This is a genomic window from Enterobacter hormaechei subsp. hoffmannii (assembly GCF_001729745.1).
Classification (GTDB): domain Bacteria; phylum Pseudomonadota; class Gammaproteobacteria; order Enterobacterales; family Enterobacteriaceae; genus Enterobacter; species Enterobacter intestinihominis.
Genome location: NZ_CP017187.1, coordinates 45878 through 61544, shown reverse-complemented (window position 1 = coordinate 61544; position 15667 = coordinate 45878). Strand labels below are relative to the sequence as shown.

General features: G+C 50.6%; 15 protein-coding genes and 5 pseudogenes. 11 read left to right on the top strand and 9 right to left on the bottom strand.

Going from position 1 to position 15667, the window contains the following annotated elements:
- Nucleotides 1-53 precede the first annotated feature (53 nt).
- The 3 genes from BFV65_RS21740 (at nucleotide 54) to arsH (ending at nucleotide 2233) form a co-directional block, all read left to right on the top strand.
- Nucleotides 54-1067: a permease gene (locus tag BFV65_RS21740; protein ID WP_069597124.1), complete on the top strand. Its 1014-nt coding sequence runs from the start codon at nucleotides 54-56 to the stop codon at nucleotides 1065-1067.
- Between the two features lie 111 nt (nucleotides 1068-1178).
- On the top strand, nucleotides 1179-1502 hold the full coding sequence (locus BFV65_RS21735) for an ArsR/SmtB family transcription factor (protein WP_047716080.1): 324 nt from the start codon (nucleotides 1179-1181) through the stop codon (nucleotides 1500-1502).
- Between the two features lie 8 nt (nucleotides 1503-1510).
- Nucleotides 1511-2233 carry an arsenical resistance protein ArsH gene (arsH, locus tag BFV65_RS21730; protein ID WP_047716078.1) on the top strand — a complete coding sequence of 241 codons (723 nt, stop codon included), beginning with the start codon at nucleotides 1511-1513 and terminating at the stop codon, nucleotides 2231-2233.
- An 89-nt stretch (nucleotides 2234-2322) separates the two neighbouring features.
- Here the strand turns inward: arsH and BFV65_RS21725 are convergent, their stop codons facing one another.
- A complete protein-coding gene (locus BFV65_RS21725; protein ID WP_047716077.1) occupies nucleotides 2323-2853 on the bottom strand; it encodes a GNAT family N-acetyltransferase in 531 nt (176 codons plus the stop codon).
- Between the two features lie 146 nt (nucleotides 2854-2999).
- Complete coding sequence (locus BFV65_RS21720; protein WP_047716076.1) at nucleotides 3000-3644, bottom strand: recombinase family protein; 645 nt, start codon at nucleotides 3642-3644, stop codon at nucleotides 3000-3002.
- A 167-nt stretch (nucleotides 3645-3811) separates the two neighbouring features.
- Here BFV65_RS21720 and BFV65_RS21715 point away from each other — a divergent pair.
- Together BFV65_RS21715 and BFV65_RS21710 are read left to right on the top strand one after the other, a co-directional pair.
- Nucleotides 3812-6798 (top strand): annotated as a pseudogene (locus BFV65_RS21715) (Tn3 family transposase).
- A 50-nt stretch (nucleotides 6799-6848) separates the two neighbouring features.
- Complete coding sequence (locus BFV65_RS21710; protein WP_335671918.1) at nucleotides 6849-7286, top strand: DUF4225 domain-containing protein; 438 nt, start codon at nucleotides 6849-6851, stop codon at nucleotides 7284-7286.
- Here BFV65_RS21710 and BFV65_RS21705 read toward each other — a convergent pair.
- Nucleotides 7264-7587 (bottom strand): hypothetical protein, encoded by a 324-nt coding sequence (locus BFV65_RS21705; RefSeq protein ID WP_047732271.1) that lies wholly within the window; start codon nucleotides 7585-7587, stop codon nucleotides 7264-7266. The genes BFV65_RS21710 and BFV65_RS21705 overlap by 23 nt on opposite strands.
- 210 nt (nucleotides 7588-7797) lie before the next feature.
- On the opposite strand from BFV65_RS21705, the pseudogene BFV65_RS23250 reads away from it, so the two are divergent.
- Both BFV65_RS23250 and BFV65_RS21695 read left to right on the top strand, forming a co-directional pair.
- Nucleotides 7798-7983, top strand: a pseudogene (locus BFV65_RS23250) (hypothetical protein); the annotation flags it as partial.
- A 111-nt stretch (nucleotides 7984-8094) separates the two neighbouring features.
- Nucleotides 8095-9438 carry a GntT/GntP/DsdX family permease gene (locus tag BFV65_RS21695; RefSeq protein ID WP_069597123.1) on the top strand — a complete coding sequence of 448 codons (1344 nt, stop codon included), beginning with the start codon at nucleotides 8095-8097 and terminating at the stop codon, nucleotides 9436-9438.
- Between the two features lie 60 nt (nucleotides 9439-9498).
- Here the strand turns inward: BFV65_RS21695 and BFV65_RS21690 are convergent, their stop codons facing one another.
- Nucleotides 9499-10935 (bottom strand): coniferyl aldehyde dehydrogenase, encoded by a 1437-nt coding sequence (locus tag BFV65_RS21690; protein ID WP_053065155.1) that lies wholly within the window; start codon nucleotides 10933-10935, stop codon nucleotides 9499-9501.
- An 856-nt stretch (nucleotides 10936-11791) separates the two neighbouring features.
- Here BFV65_RS21690 and BFV65_RS23470 point away from each other — a divergent pair.
- Together BFV65_RS23470 and BFV65_RS21685 are read left to right on the top strand one after the other, a co-directional pair.
- Nucleotides 11792-11941 (top strand): annotated as a pseudogene (locus BFV65_RS23470) (DUF5431 family protein); the annotation flags it as partial.
- Complete coding sequence (locus BFV65_RS21685; RefSeq protein WP_223825188.1) at nucleotides 11889-12011, top strand: Hok/Gef family protein; 123 nt, start codon at nucleotides 11889-11891, stop codon at nucleotides 12009-12011. The pseudogene BFV65_RS23470 and the gene BFV65_RS21685, both read left to right, overlap by 53 nt.
- A gap of 252 nt (nucleotides 12012-12263) precedes the next feature.
- On the opposite strand, the gene BFV65_RS21680 is transcribed toward BFV65_RS21685, so the two are convergent.
- Both BFV65_RS21680 and BFV65_RS23245 read right to left on the bottom strand, forming a co-directional pair.
- Nucleotides 12264-12521 carry a DUF2767 family protein gene (locus BFV65_RS21680; RefSeq protein WP_077258044.1) on the bottom strand — a complete coding sequence of 86 codons (258 nt, stop codon included), beginning with the start codon at nucleotides 12519-12521 and terminating at the stop codon, nucleotides 12264-12266.
- Nucleotides 12522-12961: 440 nt separating this feature from the next.
- A complete protein-coding gene (locus BFV65_RS23245; RefSeq protein ID WP_142761956.1) occupies nucleotides 12962-13204 on the bottom strand; it encodes a multidrug effflux MFS transporter in 243 nt (80 codons plus the stop codon).
- 689 nt (nucleotides 13205-13893) lie between these two features.
- Here BFV65_RS23245 and BFV65_RS21675 point away from each other — a divergent pair.
- Entirely contained in the window at nucleotides 13894-14256 is a 363-nt protein-coding gene (locus BFV65_RS21675) for a hypothetical protein (RefSeq protein ID WP_047732307.1), read from the top strand.
- On the opposite strand, the gene vapC is transcribed toward BFV65_RS21675, so the two are convergent.
- Both vapC and vapB read right to left on the bottom strand, forming a co-directional pair.
- A complete protein-coding gene (vapC, locus tag BFV65_RS21670; RefSeq protein WP_069597122.1) occupies nucleotides 14253-14651 on the bottom strand; it encodes a type II toxin-antitoxin system tRNA(fMet)-specific endonuclease VapC in 399 nt (132 codons plus the stop codon). The genes BFV65_RS21675 and vapC overlap by 4 nt on opposite strands.
- Nucleotides 14651-14878 (bottom strand): type II toxin-antitoxin system VapB family antitoxin, encoded by a 228-nt coding sequence (vapB, locus tag BFV65_RS21665; RefSeq protein ID WP_053065088.1) that lies wholly within the window; start codon nucleotides 14876-14878, stop codon nucleotides 14651-14653. Before vapB ends, vapC begins: the two co-directional genes overlap by 1 nt.
- Nucleotides 14879-14956: 78 nt before the next feature.
- On the opposite strand from vapB, the pseudogene BFV65_RS21660 reads away from it, so the two are divergent.
- Nucleotides 14957-15301 (top strand): annotated as a pseudogene (locus BFV65_RS21660) (transposase); the annotation flags it as partial.
- Between the two features lie 135 nt (nucleotides 15302-15436).
- Here BFV65_RS21660 and BFV65_RS23465 read toward each other — a convergent pair.
- A pseudogene (locus BFV65_RS23465) lies at nucleotides 15437-15514 on the bottom strand (hypothetical protein); the annotation flags it as partial.
- Nucleotides 15515-15667: the final 153 nt, after the last annotated feature.

Genomic DNA, 15667 nt, shown 5'->3' with positions numbered 1-15667 from the left:
GCTTGCGTTAACCTCTATATAATTCGATAAATCCAGAAATACAGGGGTTTGATATGTCCTCACAACTGCAGGATGCCATGGACATGTTTGCGTTTCTCGCCGTTGAACTGTCCGCTTTATTTTTATTCATCAGTTTATTGGTAGGAGTGTTGCAAAGGCATATCCCGCCAGCACGCATCGAGGCTTTGCTGAGCGCTGGCCGCTTCAGGAGCTACTTTCTGGCAGCCGGTCTGGGGGCAATCACTCCTTTTTGCAGTTGTTCAACTATTCCTGTTTTGAAGGGGCTTATTCGCGCCCGCGCCGGATTTGGCCCCATGATGGTATTTCTTTTTGCATCTCCTTTACTGAATCCGGTCATTATTGCCTTAATGATCGCGACATTTGGACTTAACCTGACGGTGATTTATGCAGGTGCCGCGCTTATGGTCTCACTTTTGGCGGGGTGGTTACTGCAAATACTGGGATTTGATAAGTATATACGCAGCGAGACGCATACAGCCGGGCCTTCCTGCCCGTCGGTTAAAAGCTGCAATACCATGGAAAGCAGTAGTTCCGGCTGTGGCGAAAAATTCTCCGGAGACAATTCATTTCAGGCTGATATTACGACCGCTGAAACGGGGAGTTGCTGTAACCTTCGACCTGACTTTAAAAAACAAACCAGCCGTTACAGTGGATTATGGCGTGAAACCTGGGCTGATTTCATCGGCGTTTTACCCTACCTGCTGACGGGGATAGCTATTGGGAGTGTAATTTATGGTTACCTGCCAGCGGCGTGGCTTGAACGGTATGCGGGACAGGAAAACCCTTTTGCCATTCCGGTTGCGGCGATTATCGGCGTGCCCCTTTATATCCGGGCTGAAGCGGTTATTCCTCTGGCAGCTGCACTAATGGCTAAAGGTGTGGGTGCCGGAACGGTACTGGCCCTAATCATTGGTAGCGCAGGCGCCAGCCTTACTGAAGTGATCCTGTTGCGTGCTCTTTTCACATTCAGATTGCTGGCCGCATTCGTACTTGTCATTATTACAATGGCAATAGTGACGGGTTACACCACTTATTTCTTCATCTGATCAATCCTGGGATGTGTGATGTGCTTTCTTTGTCATGACTGCCATCAGATTAACAGGATTGCTAAATACGTATATACCATTATTCTGGAAATATAGTTTTTAGGGGGTGTTATGGATATTGTTAAGGCGGCAGATGCACTGAAGGAGCTGGGCCACCCAACGCGGCTCGGTATCTTCAAGGAGCTGGTTAAATTCGGATATACAGGGTTACCAGTGGGGGAGTTACAAAAGCGGCTGGATATCCCGGCCTCGACGCTGAGCCACCACCTGTCTGCTTTGTTGTCAGTGGGTCTCATACAACAGGAGAGGCAGGGACGTACCTTGTACTGCCAGCCGCAGTATAAACAACTAAGCCAGATTATCGGTTTTCTGCTGGATGAATGTTGCATGGGCAGCGCAGCCAGTGTTTCAACAACTACATCAACCCGTGAGTAAAGCCTGCAATGAACAAATTGAATGACAATCTGCCAAATATCATCCCTGAAATTTTCGATGCTCCAGGTATCACTGGAAAACCTGACGCTGAAACACCTGGGTATGCGCCGCGTATTTTGATGCTTTATGGATCTGTACGTGAACGTTCTTACAGCCGGCTGGCTACGGAAGAAGGAGCACGCCTGCTTACCGCTATGGGTGCTGATGTCCGTATTTTTAATCCGTCCGGACTTCCCCTGCCAGATGATGCTCCGGATAGCCACCCAAAAGTTGTCGAGTTACGTGAACTGGTGCGATGGTCAGAAGGAATGGTGTGGTGTTCTCCTGAACGTCATGGCGCTATGACAGGTATTATGAAAACACAGATCGACTGGATCCCTCTGACAGAAGGGGCTGTACGCCCTTCCCAGGGGAAAACGCTTGCCGTGATGCAGGTCAGTGGTGGATCCCAGTCGTTCAATGCGGTTAATCAGATGCGTATATTAGGACGCTGGATGCGTATGATCACCATTCCCAATCAGTCATCAGTAGCAAAAGCTTGGCAGGAATTTGACGAAGAAGGCAGGATGAAGCCCTCTGCCTATTACGACAGAATTGTGGATGTAATGGAAGAGCTGATTAAATTTACGCTACTTACCCGTAATTGTTCTGGGTATCTGGTCGACCGCTACAGCGAGCGTAAGGAAAGTGCTGAAGCTCTTTCTGAGAGGGTTAATCAGCGCAGCATCTAGTGTCTAAGCTTTTACTGGCGATACCTCATTGTTCCGGGGAGGGCTATCGGCGCTCCCCGGATTATGCCTTCCGGATATGAATTACTGCCTCAGTCTGATGCTATATCCGGAAGCGTTGTATCACCGATACCAAGAGTGCGTTGCATTATTATGGTATCAAGCCAGCGGCCGTGCTTAAACCCCACGGATTTGAGTGTACCCGTATGACTGAAACCCGCAGAACGGTGAAGTCCAAGAGATGCGATATTTTCACTGTTACCTACTACGGCGACAAGCTGGCGAAAACCATGATCCTCTGCCCAGGCCAGAGCACGAGACAATAATAACTTTCCGATGCCCTGCCCCTGGAATGAAGGCGCTATGTATACGGAATCTTCAAGAGTGAACCGGTATGCGCATCTTTCCCGGTAAAGTGAAAGGTAGCAATAACCCAGAACGTCTCCATTCTCTGTCGCAACAAACCACGGGAGTCCGGCAGCATGAATCTTTTTCTGCCTGGCTGTCATTTCTGCCACATCGGGTGGCTCTGTTTCAAAAGTGGCCGTGCCATGTAATACATGCCAAGCGTATATCTGCTGAATCGCGGTGATATGTCTTTCATCTGCTTGTGTTATTTCCATCGGTATGGCTCCTTGCTGGATCAGAGCATAAGCCTACTCCACTGAAAGAACTTCAGATATAACGGAATACTTATCACGAATATAAGAGAAAATTTTACCAGGAAAGCCTTTCATCCTTCATTCAGCTACTTTTACAACGACGGCTGTTATGTATTGTTCTCACCGGTCTTATAAAGAGCCTGTATTCTGCATACCTGCGAAGGGCTGTAGCCTGTAGCTTCGGCGGTTTCCCTAATGCTCAGTTTTTTGATTTGTCGGTAATACAAAACCTTCTGATGTCGTTCATGATTGGCCTGTTTTCCCCGATATTTCCCCAACGTATGGGCCCGTTTAATTCCCTGTTGCTGTCGCTGGCGGCGACTCAACCAGTCCTTATGTGACATTGCGGCCATCAGGTCGATCAACATATTGTTGATAGCCGTAATGACAGCGCGGGTTATCGGGTCAACCTGTGAAGGGTCTTTATCTGACAGAGCCTGCCATGACGTGGGGACATCCAGACTGACAATCCGCAACTCGTGTTGCTCAATTTGCTTTTTCAGCGTCATCCAGTCGCTGTTGCTCAGGCGAGTCAGACGGTCTATCTGCTCGACCAGTAAAATATCATTATGGTGACTGTCCATTAGCAGTCGTCCCAGTTCCGGGCGGTCCAGCTTTGTACCACTGATGTTCTCCCGGTAGTAGCTGGCTATTTTATACCCTCTTTCCTGAACGAACTGCTCCAGCATGTCTTTTGCCCGATCCGCAAACTGATCTTCCGTCGACGCTCTCAAATAAGCTCTGATGAACATTTTTTCACCGCACTATAGCATTTAGGTTATTGCATTTATTCTATCGCATATAGGTTATGTCATTAATGGCGTGCCGTCACGTTTTGATTATGGCGTCAGGGTGTACCCTTATGCGATAACCATTTTTGTTAAAAATACCGCATCGGATAATTTATGAGGGAAACTATATGGCAAGGAGGCAGATTCTTTCTCTGTCGGAAAGAGAATCATTACTGGCATTACCGGACGATGAGTTAACGCTGACACGAATGGCGTATTTTAGTGAGCATGATCTGGCGCTTATTAGTGCCCACCGTAAACCTGCCAGCCGTTTTGGTTTTGCCGTCCTTCTTTGCTATCTGAAAAATGTCGGATTTGCACCGGATAAAAAAATCCCACCCTCTGATGCGCTGCTGAAGCATATCGCCAGCAGGCTAAAACTTACCGGGGATCTCTGGCCTGCTTACCTTTCCGGCAGGGAAACCACGCGACGCGAACATTTAACCGAACTGTACCGCTATCTTGGCGTAAAAGCGTTCACCGGCAAAATACAGCAGGACGGTATTACACACCTGCTGCCGATGGCAACGCGCACCGATAAAGGTATTCTCCTGGCCGAAGAACTGCTGATCTGGCTCCGGAAGAACAACGTGATAATCCCCGCAATTGATGTCGTGGAGCGTACCTGTGCGGAGGCCATGGCTGGCGGCGATAAAATCGTATTTCAGACCCTGAATGCCCCGTTAACTCCGGCTCACAGGGATGCCCTGGATCGTTTACTTGAGTCATCAGACAATCAGCCTTCCAGGCTGACATGGCTTCTGCAACCGCCGGGTAAAATCAATGGTAAGAACGTGCTGCAACACCTTGATCGGCTCATCAGCATTGAATCGCTGGCATTACCTGAAGGTATAGATCGTACCATTCACCAGAACCGGTTGCTGAAACTGGCGCGGGAAGGCCGAAAGATGAGTAGCCGGGATTTGACCCGATTTTCAGCAGCCCGCCGTCATGCAATCCTGGTCTGCGTGCTGGAAGAAGCCAGAGCCACACTGACAGACGAAGTGATTGAGCTGCATGAGCGAATGCTGAACAGCCTGTTCAGCAAAGCCAAAAGAACACAGGCTGAGCGCCTTCAGCAGACCGGAAAGCTGATCCAGTCCAAACTGAGGCAGTACATCGATGTTGGTCAGGCGCTGTCTGATGCCCGCGACTCCGGTGGCGATCCATGGCTCGCAATAGAAAACATACTCCCGTGGCCTGAATTTGTCGCCAGTCTGGAGGAAACACGCCATCTCGCCAGAAAAAATAATTTTGACCCGCTGCATATTATTACTGAGAAATACAGCACATTAAGGAAATATGCCTCGCGCATGTTGTCCGCTTTACAGTTAGTCGCAACCCCGGCAGCACAACCTCTGGCTGATGCGCTGGTTGTGATCAAGGATATGTACCGGAAGCAGTCACGTAAAGTACCGGCGACTGCGCCGCTTGAGTTTGTCCCTGAAAGCTGGCGCAAGGTGGTGATTACACCTGCGGGTATTGACCGGCAGTATTATGAATTTTGTGCGCTCAGCGAGCTTAAGGGAGCGCTGCGCTCCGGGGACATCTGGGTTAAAGGCTCACGCCGCTACAAAAATTTTGATGATTACCTCATTCCCGAAAAGGACTTTGACAAACTCACACCGGCGCTGCCACTGCCCGTATCGGCTGATTATCATGAGTACATTGCCAGCCGTATGACTCTGCTTCAGTCCAGACTTGAAGAGGTCAATGCTATGGCTGCCCTTGGTGAACTGCCCGATGTGGAAATTTCCGACAAGGGCGTAAAAGTCTCTCCGCTGGATAACTGCGTTCCGGCACAGGTTTCACCGCTGGCAGAACTGGTTTACAGCATGCTACCGCGACCTAAAATCACGGAAATTCTCGACGAGGTAAACAGCTGGACGACGTTTACCCGTCATTTTTCGCATATAAAAAATGACATTACCCGTCCCGATACCCGCCTGCTCCTCACCACCATTCTTGCGGATGGCATCAATCTTGGCCTGACCAAAATGGCAGAAGCCTGCCCCGATAGCACCAAATCATCACTCGAAGATATTCAGGCATGGTACATCCGCGACGAAACCTATTCAGCCGCTCTTGCTGAGCTGGTAAATGCGCAGGGAAAAAGACCACTGGCGGCATTCTGGGGAGACGGAACAACGTCATCATCAGATGGACAGAATTTCAGAACAGGCAGCTCAGGCCGCTACGCAGGGCAGGTTAACCCGAAATATGGGCAAGAGCCTGGACGTCAGTTTTATACACATATTTCGGATCAATACAGCCCGTTTTACACCTGCATAATCAGTTGGATCAGGGATTCAACCCATGTGCTAGATGGCTTGCTGTACCACGAAAGTGACCTAGAAATCAGGGAGCATTACACCGATACCGCGGTTTCACCGATCATGTCTTTGCCCTGATGCATCTGCTGGGGTTTGCGTTCTGTCCGCGAATCAGGGATCTCCACGACAAGAAGCTGTTTATCAAAGGGAAAGCGGACCAGTACCCGGCGCTTCAGTCACTGATATCAACGACCAGCCTGAATCTGAAAGAGATCGAACTTCACTGGCGTGAAGTGCTGCGTCTGGCGACCTCGATAAAGCAGGGAACCGTGACAGCATCCCTGATGCTGAAAAAGCTAGCCAGCTACCCCAAGCAGAATGGACTTGCCAAAGCACTGAGAGAAATTGGCCGCATTGAGCGAACGCTGTTTATGCTCGACTGGTTCCGCGATCCAGCACTGCGTCGGCGGGTCCAAGCGGGGCTGAATAAAGGTGAGGCACGTAATGCACTGGCGAGGGCGGTATTTATGCACCGGCTGGGAGAAATCAGGGACAGGAAGCCGGAAAATCAGAGCTATCGTGCCAGTGGACTGACGCTTCTGACGGCTGCGATCTCGCTGTGGAATACTGTGTATATGGAAAGGGCTATCGATGCCCTGAAGCGTAAGGGACTAAAGATCAACGAACAACTGCTGTCGCATTTGTCTCCACTAGGCTGGGAACACATCAATCTGACAGGCGACTATATATGGAAAAGCAACCGGATACCGGCTTCCGGTCAGTTTCGTCGGCTGAGGCCCGCTAAAGTAGAAAGGTCAAAAAACAACCTTAACGTACAATAATTTTCGATATCCAAACTGACCCCGGCTACATCATTTCAGCGGTCGACGTCGTGGTGGCCGGTGCGGCCATCTTTGGGGGGATCGTCATGATGTCCTCGATGACGCCGGTGGGCGTCGTGGCCGGCGCGGTGATTGTGGTGAATGGCTTCAATACGATTTCACGGGAAGCCGCGCACAGTCTTCTCGGTGACAAGCAGACGGAGGGAATTTTCGCTGAAGGCTCGATGGAGATCGCTGAATTTCTGGGTTTCAGCCAGCAGCAGGGTCTGGGAACCTATAAGGCGGTCACACTTTTCAGTGAAGTCTACGGTGCGTATGGGCTGAGGTTGAAACCCGAAGCACAACGGCTGTGGTACTGGACCAGGCCCGATTTCTTCAGGAACGTATCCGGTACGCCACGTCCCGCAATGGCGCTTAAAATTGCGGGATGGGGGGTTAAAGCCAAAGTGGCGCTTGATTTACTGACTATTGAGCCTTCCGGGAAATAGTCTTATGCAGGCGGAATGCTTTCCAGCCCAGCGCAGGTGGAAAGGTCACCCAGGCAATGATCAGGACAACAAGGGAACTCATGCCCCCGGAAAGAATGTGTGTCCGGCTGCCGGCGATGAGGGTGACCAGCATAACCAGAACCAGCGCGACCGTGATCCATGCCGACACCCGGAAGCGCCGTGAGAGCGCTTCGATGAGATGCTGCATGGTGCCTCCGTCTGCTGCAAGCCGGCCCTGTAAGTTGTCCACTTCGCTCCTGCTGAAACCTGCCTCAAGCAGGTCTTTCTCACTGATAGCCATTACGTCCTCCCTAATTAGGCGAAAGTATACTGTATCAGACCAATAATCCCCAGGTGGCCAGCGTAAGCATAGTAAAAGAAATTACGCGGCATGAAACGCTGGCGGCCTTCCGGACAGATTTCCCTGCAGAAAGAAACCACCACCAGGGGGAATACCAGAGTAGGCAGCGTGGCCAGTAATAATGTTTCTGCGGGCATATCCAGTAGATGCGATACCGTCAGAATAACACACGCCCAGAGCGCAACCGATTATGTAGCGCTGGGCCGGGACGTCGAAAGTCTCGTCCTTTCACGAGCGATACATGCCCACGTTCACGGACGTGTGTTTATCAATGGCGACAGAACGATCGTCTTCCCTCCTTCACCTGACTCCTACAAAGAAACTCTTGATGAGTGAAAACCGGGGCTGACCATCGGTCAGCCCTTCCGGATAACACGCCGCACACTCATGCGGTGCTGACAGCCTGCTATTCACTTTAACTTGCCGCTACCTGACAGGGGGAAGAGTATGCAACACGACTCTTGGCTGCTGATTGTACTTTTTGTATCTGTTGTATCGATAGTCCTTATGGTTATCAGGGGTAAAATCCACGCTTTTCTGGCGTTGATTATCGCCTGTTTTGGCCTGGGTCTAGGCTCAGGTATGAGCATCACCGGTGTGGTTGACGCGATTGAAATGGGTATTGGCGGGACACTGGGCAACCTGATTGCCATCATCGGACTGGGGGGGATCCTCGGTAAGATACTTGAGGAGTCAGGCGGCGCTGAGCGGCTTGCCAAAACATTACTGAACTCTTTTGGTCCCCGCAAGTCACACTGGGTTATGGCAATGGTGGGGGCTATAGCAGGTATCCCCGTTTTTTTTGAAGTGGGTTTTGTGCTTTTAATCCCTCTGGTATATGAGATAGCCCGACAGACTAAAATGAACCTGCTCTACCTCAGCATACCCCTCGCGCTTTCCCTGATGACCATACACTGCATTCTGCCACCACACCCTGCCGCAATGGCTATCACAACCATGTTGAATGCTGACGTAGGAAAGGTGATTATTTACGGGCTTGCGGTGGGTATCCCGACAATCATTTTTGCAGGGCCAGTCTGGGTCAGAATAACGTGTAAAAAAGAGATTACGCCTGCACAAATAAAGTTCCTGGAAACCCGGACAGACAGTACAGAAACGGTAAGGGAGTTACCCGGGTTTGGGATTACCCTGTTCACCATCTGCCTTCCACTGTTACTGATGGTTGTGAAAACCCTGACTTCGGGTCTGGCAGAAGAAACGCTGATACGCCGGTTTACGCTCGCAGTGGGTACGCCCCTGACTGCGCTGATGATATCTCTGGTATTTGCCTTCTGGTCGCTCGGTCTGCGACAGGGACGCTCAATGCTGCAACTACTTGAAATAAGTCAGCGCAGTTTCCCGGTGCTTGCTGGGATTGTATTCGTTATCGGCGCAGGTGGAGCCTTCAACTCTGTTCTGCTCAAAAGCGGAGTGGGGGAAGTTATTTCAGGAATGTTGCTCAGCACCCATATTAATCCTGTCATACTGGCCTGGTTTATTGCCTGGATAATGCACCTGGCAGTGGGATCGGCAACCGTGGCAATGATAAGCGCAGCCAGTATGATCAGTCCGATGCTTGCCGCAGATCATCAACTGACTCCAGAAATTCTGGTAATAGCCATTGGTGCGGGTTCAATTGGCTGGGCTCACGTGACGGATTCAGCCTTCTGGATAGTTCGGGAATACCTGGGAATTTCATTATCCGAAGCGCTGAAAAAGTTTACGGGGGCGACGATCCTTGCTTCGGTTGTGGCGCTTATTGCCACCCTTATTCTTGATCACTTCATCTGACTGAAAAAGCAGGAGGATGGCATCAGGCCACCATCCTCCTGCGAGAAGAGATGATCAGACTCAGGGCTGATTTATCAGGGAGGTAATTTGATTAATTTTTTCGTCCGTAAATGGTGCCCGCATGAGTAGGTTCGATAAACCTGTATCAGACTGAATAAAAATGGCGCGTGCATGGGAAAATCGACGGAAACCATCCTCTCCATGATAGGCTCCCATACCGGAATGCCCCACGCCACCAAACGGCAGATCGTGCACCAAAACATGACTCATCACATCATTAAAGACAAGGGCACCAGAATCGGTTGAACATTGTAACTCTCTGAACTCATTTTCATCCTGTCCAAAATAGTACAACGCCAGCGGTTTTTCTCCATTCCGGATCCGATTAATGCATTCATCCGTTTTTTCATACGTAATAATCGGAAGCAGCGGGCCGAAAATTTCTTCCTGCATGATGCGTGAATTGTCGGAGGGATTGAGAATGAGTCGTGGAATGATTCTCCCCTCAGACGGCAAATCCAGCTCCTCACTGGCTGAAATGATGCGCTCACAATTTTTCGTGGCATCGTCGATCAATTCATTTAATCTGCTGCTGTGGGCTGCATTAATTATTGACGAGAAGTCAGGATTCTTAAGATAAGAACCGTATGATTTTCTCAGGAACGCTACAGCGTAACCGATGAACTCGTCTGCGTATCTTGCTGGAACCATAACATAATCGGGGGCGATGCAAATCTGCCCCGCATTAAATGCTTTGGCCGTCATTATTCTTTCAGCAGCCGTTTTCAGGTTGGCGCTTTCTGAAATGATGACAGGAGATTTCCCGCCTAACTCCAGCGTTACCGGCGTAAGATTTTCGGCTGCTGCACGCATAACATGTCGGCCCGTTGCTGAACTACCGGTAAACACCAGATGATCCAGAGGAAGGGAAGCGAAGAATGCAGAGACACCGGCATCACCCTGAACAGTCAAAATTTCATCCGGAGGGAAATATTCTGAAATCAAATGACAGAGCAGCCGACTTCCCGATGGCGTGAATTCGGAAGGTTTAATAATTGCCCGGTTACCTGCTGCGAGGATACCGGAGAGTGGTCCGAAAGTTAACACCAGTGGAAAATTCCACGGGCTCATTACACCTACAACCCCCAGCGGTCTGTATTGAATGTAAGAACACGTATCCGGGAAGGGTGATTCACGGGGTTCATCCTGCGACCATTTTTTCAGACCGCTCAGTGAATGCTTCAGTGCTTCAATTGAACCCAAAATATCGGAAAGTAATGTGCTGGCATGTGCCCTGTGACCAAAATCCTGACTGTAGGCCTCACACAGTTCATCCTTGTTTTCCTGCAACAAACGAATACAACCCTTAAGAAGGGAATAACGTTGCTCGTGTGGGAGCGGTTTAGATCTGGAATCGTGCCTCAGCTGACATAAAGCAGCTGATACGGTATGGGTATCTGAATGTTGATTGTTGAAAATGACAGGCAGATTTTTCATGGTAACCTCAAATGCACAGAAATACTCACGTCCAAAAGACGTGTACTTAAAAGAGTGATTTGAAGTTATATGCCGCGTCTACTGTAGAACATAAATCAGACAAACACCAGCCCTGCTCCTGTAAAAGCGTTTCGACTCATAGCTTTTACCATCTGATGCAGTCTGTCAGAGAGCATAATCGACAAAATAGTCATCGACAGCCTGACGTCGGCCGGCGCGGACACCATTGCCGGGGACGTTAGGGCCACGCATCATGTTACGTCTGCTAACCAGACCCTTCAGGTTAATCCTGCATGTCATTCGGACAGCCGGATGATCCCTCCTGAGTAAATGGCTGACACCGGGCAGAAAAAAGGAACTTTCAGAACCAAGTCAGCAACGAAAACACTGACATCCCCAGAGCAGCCAAAGTACCGAGACTGCTCAGTAAGCCTTTGCAGAAAACAGAAGCACAGGTGAACATCAAGATACCTAATATTATGTAAGTGCTAATTTCAGCTTCATTACCAGACATTCAACCCTCTGGATAACAAGATAGCAAGATAACATCTTACGAAGATGTTATCTTGCTAAGTGTTATTTCATTTTTGCTCTTTCAATCAGCTCTGCCACTTCCTCTTTAGATAACTTGTAAGCTGCGTCACGGGATCGTGACTGACGAAAAATGGTGAGGATTTATACAGTTTTCAGACTGTTAATCCTGGGCAGGAAGTGTACATCCGGGTATAATGGCGCTGGCGCTTGAGGCCTGATGCCTCATGACGTTCTGTGGGTTTGTTATGGTTGTTGTGAGGCAGAGGGCAGAAAGCCCCGTAGTAAAGTTAATTTTCATTAACCAAACCACGAGGCCCACTGTATGTCTCAACAACACCAGTATGGCCTCTTACCGTGCTCAATGCAAGGAGGAGTAATCCATGAAACTGCCGCGAAACGCCCTTATCTGGTGCGTATTAATCGTGTGTTTAACGCTGTTAATATTCACCTGCCTTACCCGATCTCGCTTATGCGAATTCAGGATCAAGGACGGAGACAGGGAGGTCGCTGCAGTGCTGGCTTACGAATCCAACGGTAAGTAGCAACCTGGAGGCGGGGGAAACCCCGCCTTTTCAGGGCTTCTGGTGTCGTCTGGTCAGACCGCAAGCGCCTTTATGAAGGGGTTGTCAGTTCGCTGGCAGCCCCTTTTTCCTCCTTCTGCGCGACCGCACGCATGGACTACAGAAGGGCGGTTCCCCTCCGGGGAACGGGGCAGGGCGGCAGCGCCTCCGGCGCGTCCGCTCTCTTCCCTCGCTGTATTACAAATGTGATACAGACTGTGCCGGTATGAGATGTCATGACCCGGTTTGTGAACCGAATTTGTCATCCCGCGCGGTAGCGAGCTGCTCGATGGCAAACAGAATCCCGTTGTGTGAAACGTCTGTTTCAACCATGAATTTCCAGTGAAGCCTTTTCAGTTGATAAACCAGCTGGTCGCGATGGGTTTCCGCACCGTTACTGGCCAGCATCAGGCAGCACTGCCCTACCATCCTGCAGGCTTCATCGTAGAGAAGACTCTCTTCATCATCCGTAGTGCTTTTATTTTCTGGCATGGCTACCGCCTCATCTGTACGTTTTCCGCTCTGATTCAGCATATTTCAAAGGCCACAGATCTACACCAAAGGGCCCCTTCAGCTCCTGACCCGCTGCGCGGTTATGGCGAACTTATCCAGATTGATGGCTCTCAGCATGACTGGAATGAAGAGCTAGGGCCTCACTGTACATTAGAGTCTAAGCACTTTTGTGCGTTTGTATGCATTGAGGTAAAATTCATCTCCTTCGTTTCTGGCGGGTTTGTTGGTGGGTTGTTGCCTGTTTCACCCGGTTCCTGTCAGAAACGCGCTCCGGCCGTCTGAGCTGTGCGCGTAATGAAGCATTATTGTAAATAGTTTGAGGTCATGTCCGCTTTAAACTCACGGGACTGAGCGGACGATCCAGCTGAGCTTAAGGTCCGTTGATAGCGAAGAGCGGACCTTAAATGCCCTGTAATACCTTATAAACAATCACGACTAAATACGTCAGCTCGTTTTCGTACTGAAATCCCGAATAAAGCTAGCGAAATAGTAGCAAATGTAACCATTACCGATGCCATTGCGACGATACTGTTCCCTCCGACCAAACCGACAGCAGCGCCAGCTATTGCACCCGCAACCATTTGAAGCGATCTCTGCAATGCAGCTGCACTGCCTGCAACTGAACCTAAATTTTGTAAAGCCCGGTATGTAGCATTGGGCATAATAATTCCTGCGCAAAAATTGCTAACAACCACGAAAACGGCGCAGACAGCGATTGAACTGATGCAAAGACGGGCTATGAAAGCTTCGGGGAGGCACGGTCGTCCATAATCCGGTATATCTGAACTGGTCAACGAAATTACCCGGCTACCGATTGAGAAAATCGAAGCCCTGAAACATTAATCCCGCAGACCGTGCCAGCAATGGCGCGGTTTTCTTTTGCTTTCCCGCAGTATGCGCTGACATCAACGCCTGATACCCCGCTTTTCTCTGCCCTAAAAACCTGCCTGCGGCGCGGTGGCGTTGCTGCGCTCACGCGCCGCCACGGCCACCCGGTCAGGAGAGCGGTTGTGGTGTCTGCGTCATGCTGCTGTTGTGGGCCGATTTCTGATGATTCCTGCTTTTTATCCCTTTCTGCATCGTTAACACAATACAAAGACCAACCCGGGGACACCTTCGGCTCCCGACCCGCTGGCGCGGTTCAGTCGTCAGCCACACTCCGCTATCCGCCCTTGTTCGTATAAGAATCGGCTGGTCAGGCAGGTAATCGCACGAGCCTGATTTTTCTCTGATTTCAATCTGCCGGGCGGGACTCTCCCGAGTATCCCGGCATCTGAAGGATTCACTATGCACAATCCTGTTTTCGCGCAGCGCCTGCGGGTGCTGGGCAGCGCGGCCTTTTTTTTCGCTGGTGACAGCCCCGGCACTGGCGCTGTTCGTGGCCTTTGTCGGCCTGTCATTCAATGCCTCGGTTTCCGGGTATTTTCTGCTGGCGGCACATGAGCTTGTCGACGGGGCACCGCCCGGTACGGTGAATACGCAGGTCTGCGAGCCGCCCGCCGCACTGGATGGTGGTGAGGTCCAGACGCTGACGGAGGCTTACCCGCCCCTCTGCAACAATCTCCAGAAAGATGACCGGGTATGGCAGCGCGACACAGACCGCAGCCTTCGTACGCTGTATCTGCTGACGTCCCTGCTCGGGCTGGGTGTCTGGCTGGTCCTGAACCCGGTCAGCAGTCTCTGGAGCAGTCTGTTCCGGCGAAGGGTCGATTAAATCCAGTCTTCGGACCGAAGGCCGGACACGCGGGAAAACTCCCTCATATTGTTGGTGACAACAATGAGGCCCTGACTGCGGGCATGACCGGCAATCATCTGGACGTATGGACCAATGGGCTGACCGGCTTTTGCCTGTTCAGCGCGGATTTGCCCGGTGTGCGTGGCGGCGTGCGCATCGTAATCCAGGACGGTCAGGCGGGCGGCGAAGCCTTCCACCACGGCCAGATTGCGTTCCGGTGCGCTGCTTTTCTCCGCGCCATATATCAACTCCATCAGCGTGATGGTGCTGATGCAAAGCCGCTGGCGGTGAAGGTTGAACTTCACCCTGACGGCTTCCGGTTTATTTTTGATGGTGAAAATGCAGATGTTGGTGTCCAGCATGTACCTGAGCATCAGAAGTCTTCCCGTATCTGTGTGTCGGGCTGCTCGCGTGTTGACATAAAGTCTGACGTCACCGCGTCGCCATCAAACCACGCATCCCAGGACTCACCTGCGGGTGAAATGATGCGGCTCCGGCCAACGGCCACAATCTCAACATGTTTTACATCATCCGGCAGTGCGACTGCTTTTGGCAGGCGCACGGCCTGACTCCGGTTACTTAAAAATACTGTCGTTTCCATTTCAGTCTTCCTTTGGGATATACATACTGTATATCCAGTGTAGGCGCATGTGTGGATATGTCAACGGGACAGCCATTATCGATGACACAGGAAGAGATGATTGCACGCTATATCAGCCACGTGCCGGCGAAGCATTGTAAGATGGTGCGTGACTACGGTTTTTTGTCAAACCGGAAACGGGGCCAGCTGCTGCCAAAAGTCTATGAAGCCCTGCAGATGGAGGTGAGGAAAAAACCAGAGCAGCCGGGCTTCGCCGCGCTGATGAAGGCATTTCTGCGCACAGACCCGTACAAATGCATCCTGTGCGGTAACCGGCTGCGTTTTGTCAGCGCAGAAGCGGGCAGGCATGCTTCGGTGTTAGTGGCCGAAAGGCTGCATAACATCGACCGGAAACGATGGCTTCTGGGGCAGACTGCAGGATAAGTGCGCCCGGAAACGGGGGGGTTGAATAAAAAAGAAGCAAAATGAATGAAGACAGCCCAACCGGTCAGAACCGATGACAGAATATTGCTCGCCCGGTCGCTATGTTCATGGTCAGGGAGCGATCGACAGGCGATTGAAATTCCTAACCATGAACTTTTGCTTTGCCACGGAACGGTCTGCGTTGTCGGGAAGATGCGTGCTCTGATCCTTCAACTCAGCAAAAGTTCGATTTATTCAACAATGCCATACAAAAGCTGTCCGGAGATGGCGGGTCAAGATCACATTTCAATACTTCAAAGAATTGACCGTTTGACTTTTAATTCTTCATTAAGCGATATTTAAAAAAAGGCGTGTAACTACGATCCG

Bases quoted from the DNA above. Each gene is read 5' to 3' on its own strand.
- BFV65_RS23245 (WP_142761956.1), bottom strand. From the start codon at position 13,204: ATGCCCAATGCTACATACCGGGCTTTACAAAATTTAGGTTCAGTTGCA.
- BFV65_RS21705 (WP_047732271.1), bottom strand. From the start codon at position 7,587: ATGGCTATCAGTGAGAAAGACCTGCTTGAGGCAGGTTTCAGCAGGAGC.
- BFV65_RS21740 (WP_069597124.1), top strand. From the start codon at position 54: ATGTCCTCACAACTGCAGGATGCCATGGACATGTTTGCGTTTCTCGCC.
- BFV65_RS21720 (WP_047716076.1), bottom strand. From the start codon at position 3,644: ATGTTCATCAGAGCTTATTTGAGAGCGTCGACGGAAGATCAGTTTGCG.
- BFV65_RS21695 (WP_069597123.1), top strand. From the start codon at position 8,095: ATGCAACACGACTCTTGGCTGCTGATTGTACTTTTTGTATCTGTTGTA.
- BFV65_RS21725 (WP_047716077.1), bottom strand. From the start codon at position 2,853: ATGGAAATAACACAAGCAGATGAAAGACATATCACCGCGATTCAGCAG.
- vapB (WP_053065088.1), bottom strand. From the start codon at position 14,878: ATGGAAACGACAGTATTTTTAAGTAACCGGAGTCAGGCCGTGCGCCTG.
- arsH (WP_047716078.1), top strand. From the start codon at position 1,511: ATGAACAAATTGAATGACAATCTGCCAAATATCATCCCTGAAATTTTC.
- BFV65_RS21680 (WP_077258044.1), bottom strand. From the start codon at position 12,521: ATGCCAGAAAATAAAAGCACTACGGATGATGAAGAGAGTCTTCTCTAC.
- BFV65_RS21690 (WP_053065155.1), bottom strand. From the start codon at position 10,935: ATGAAAAATCTGCCTGTCATTTTCAACAATCAACATTCAGATACCCAT.
- BFV65_RS21735 (WP_047716080.1), top strand. From the start codon at position 1,179: ATGGATATTGTTAAGGCGGCAGATGCACTGAAGGAGCTGGGCCACCCA.
- vapC (WP_069597122.1), bottom strand. From the start codon at position 14,651: ATGCTCAGGTACATGCTGGACACCAACATCTGCATTTTCACCATCAAA.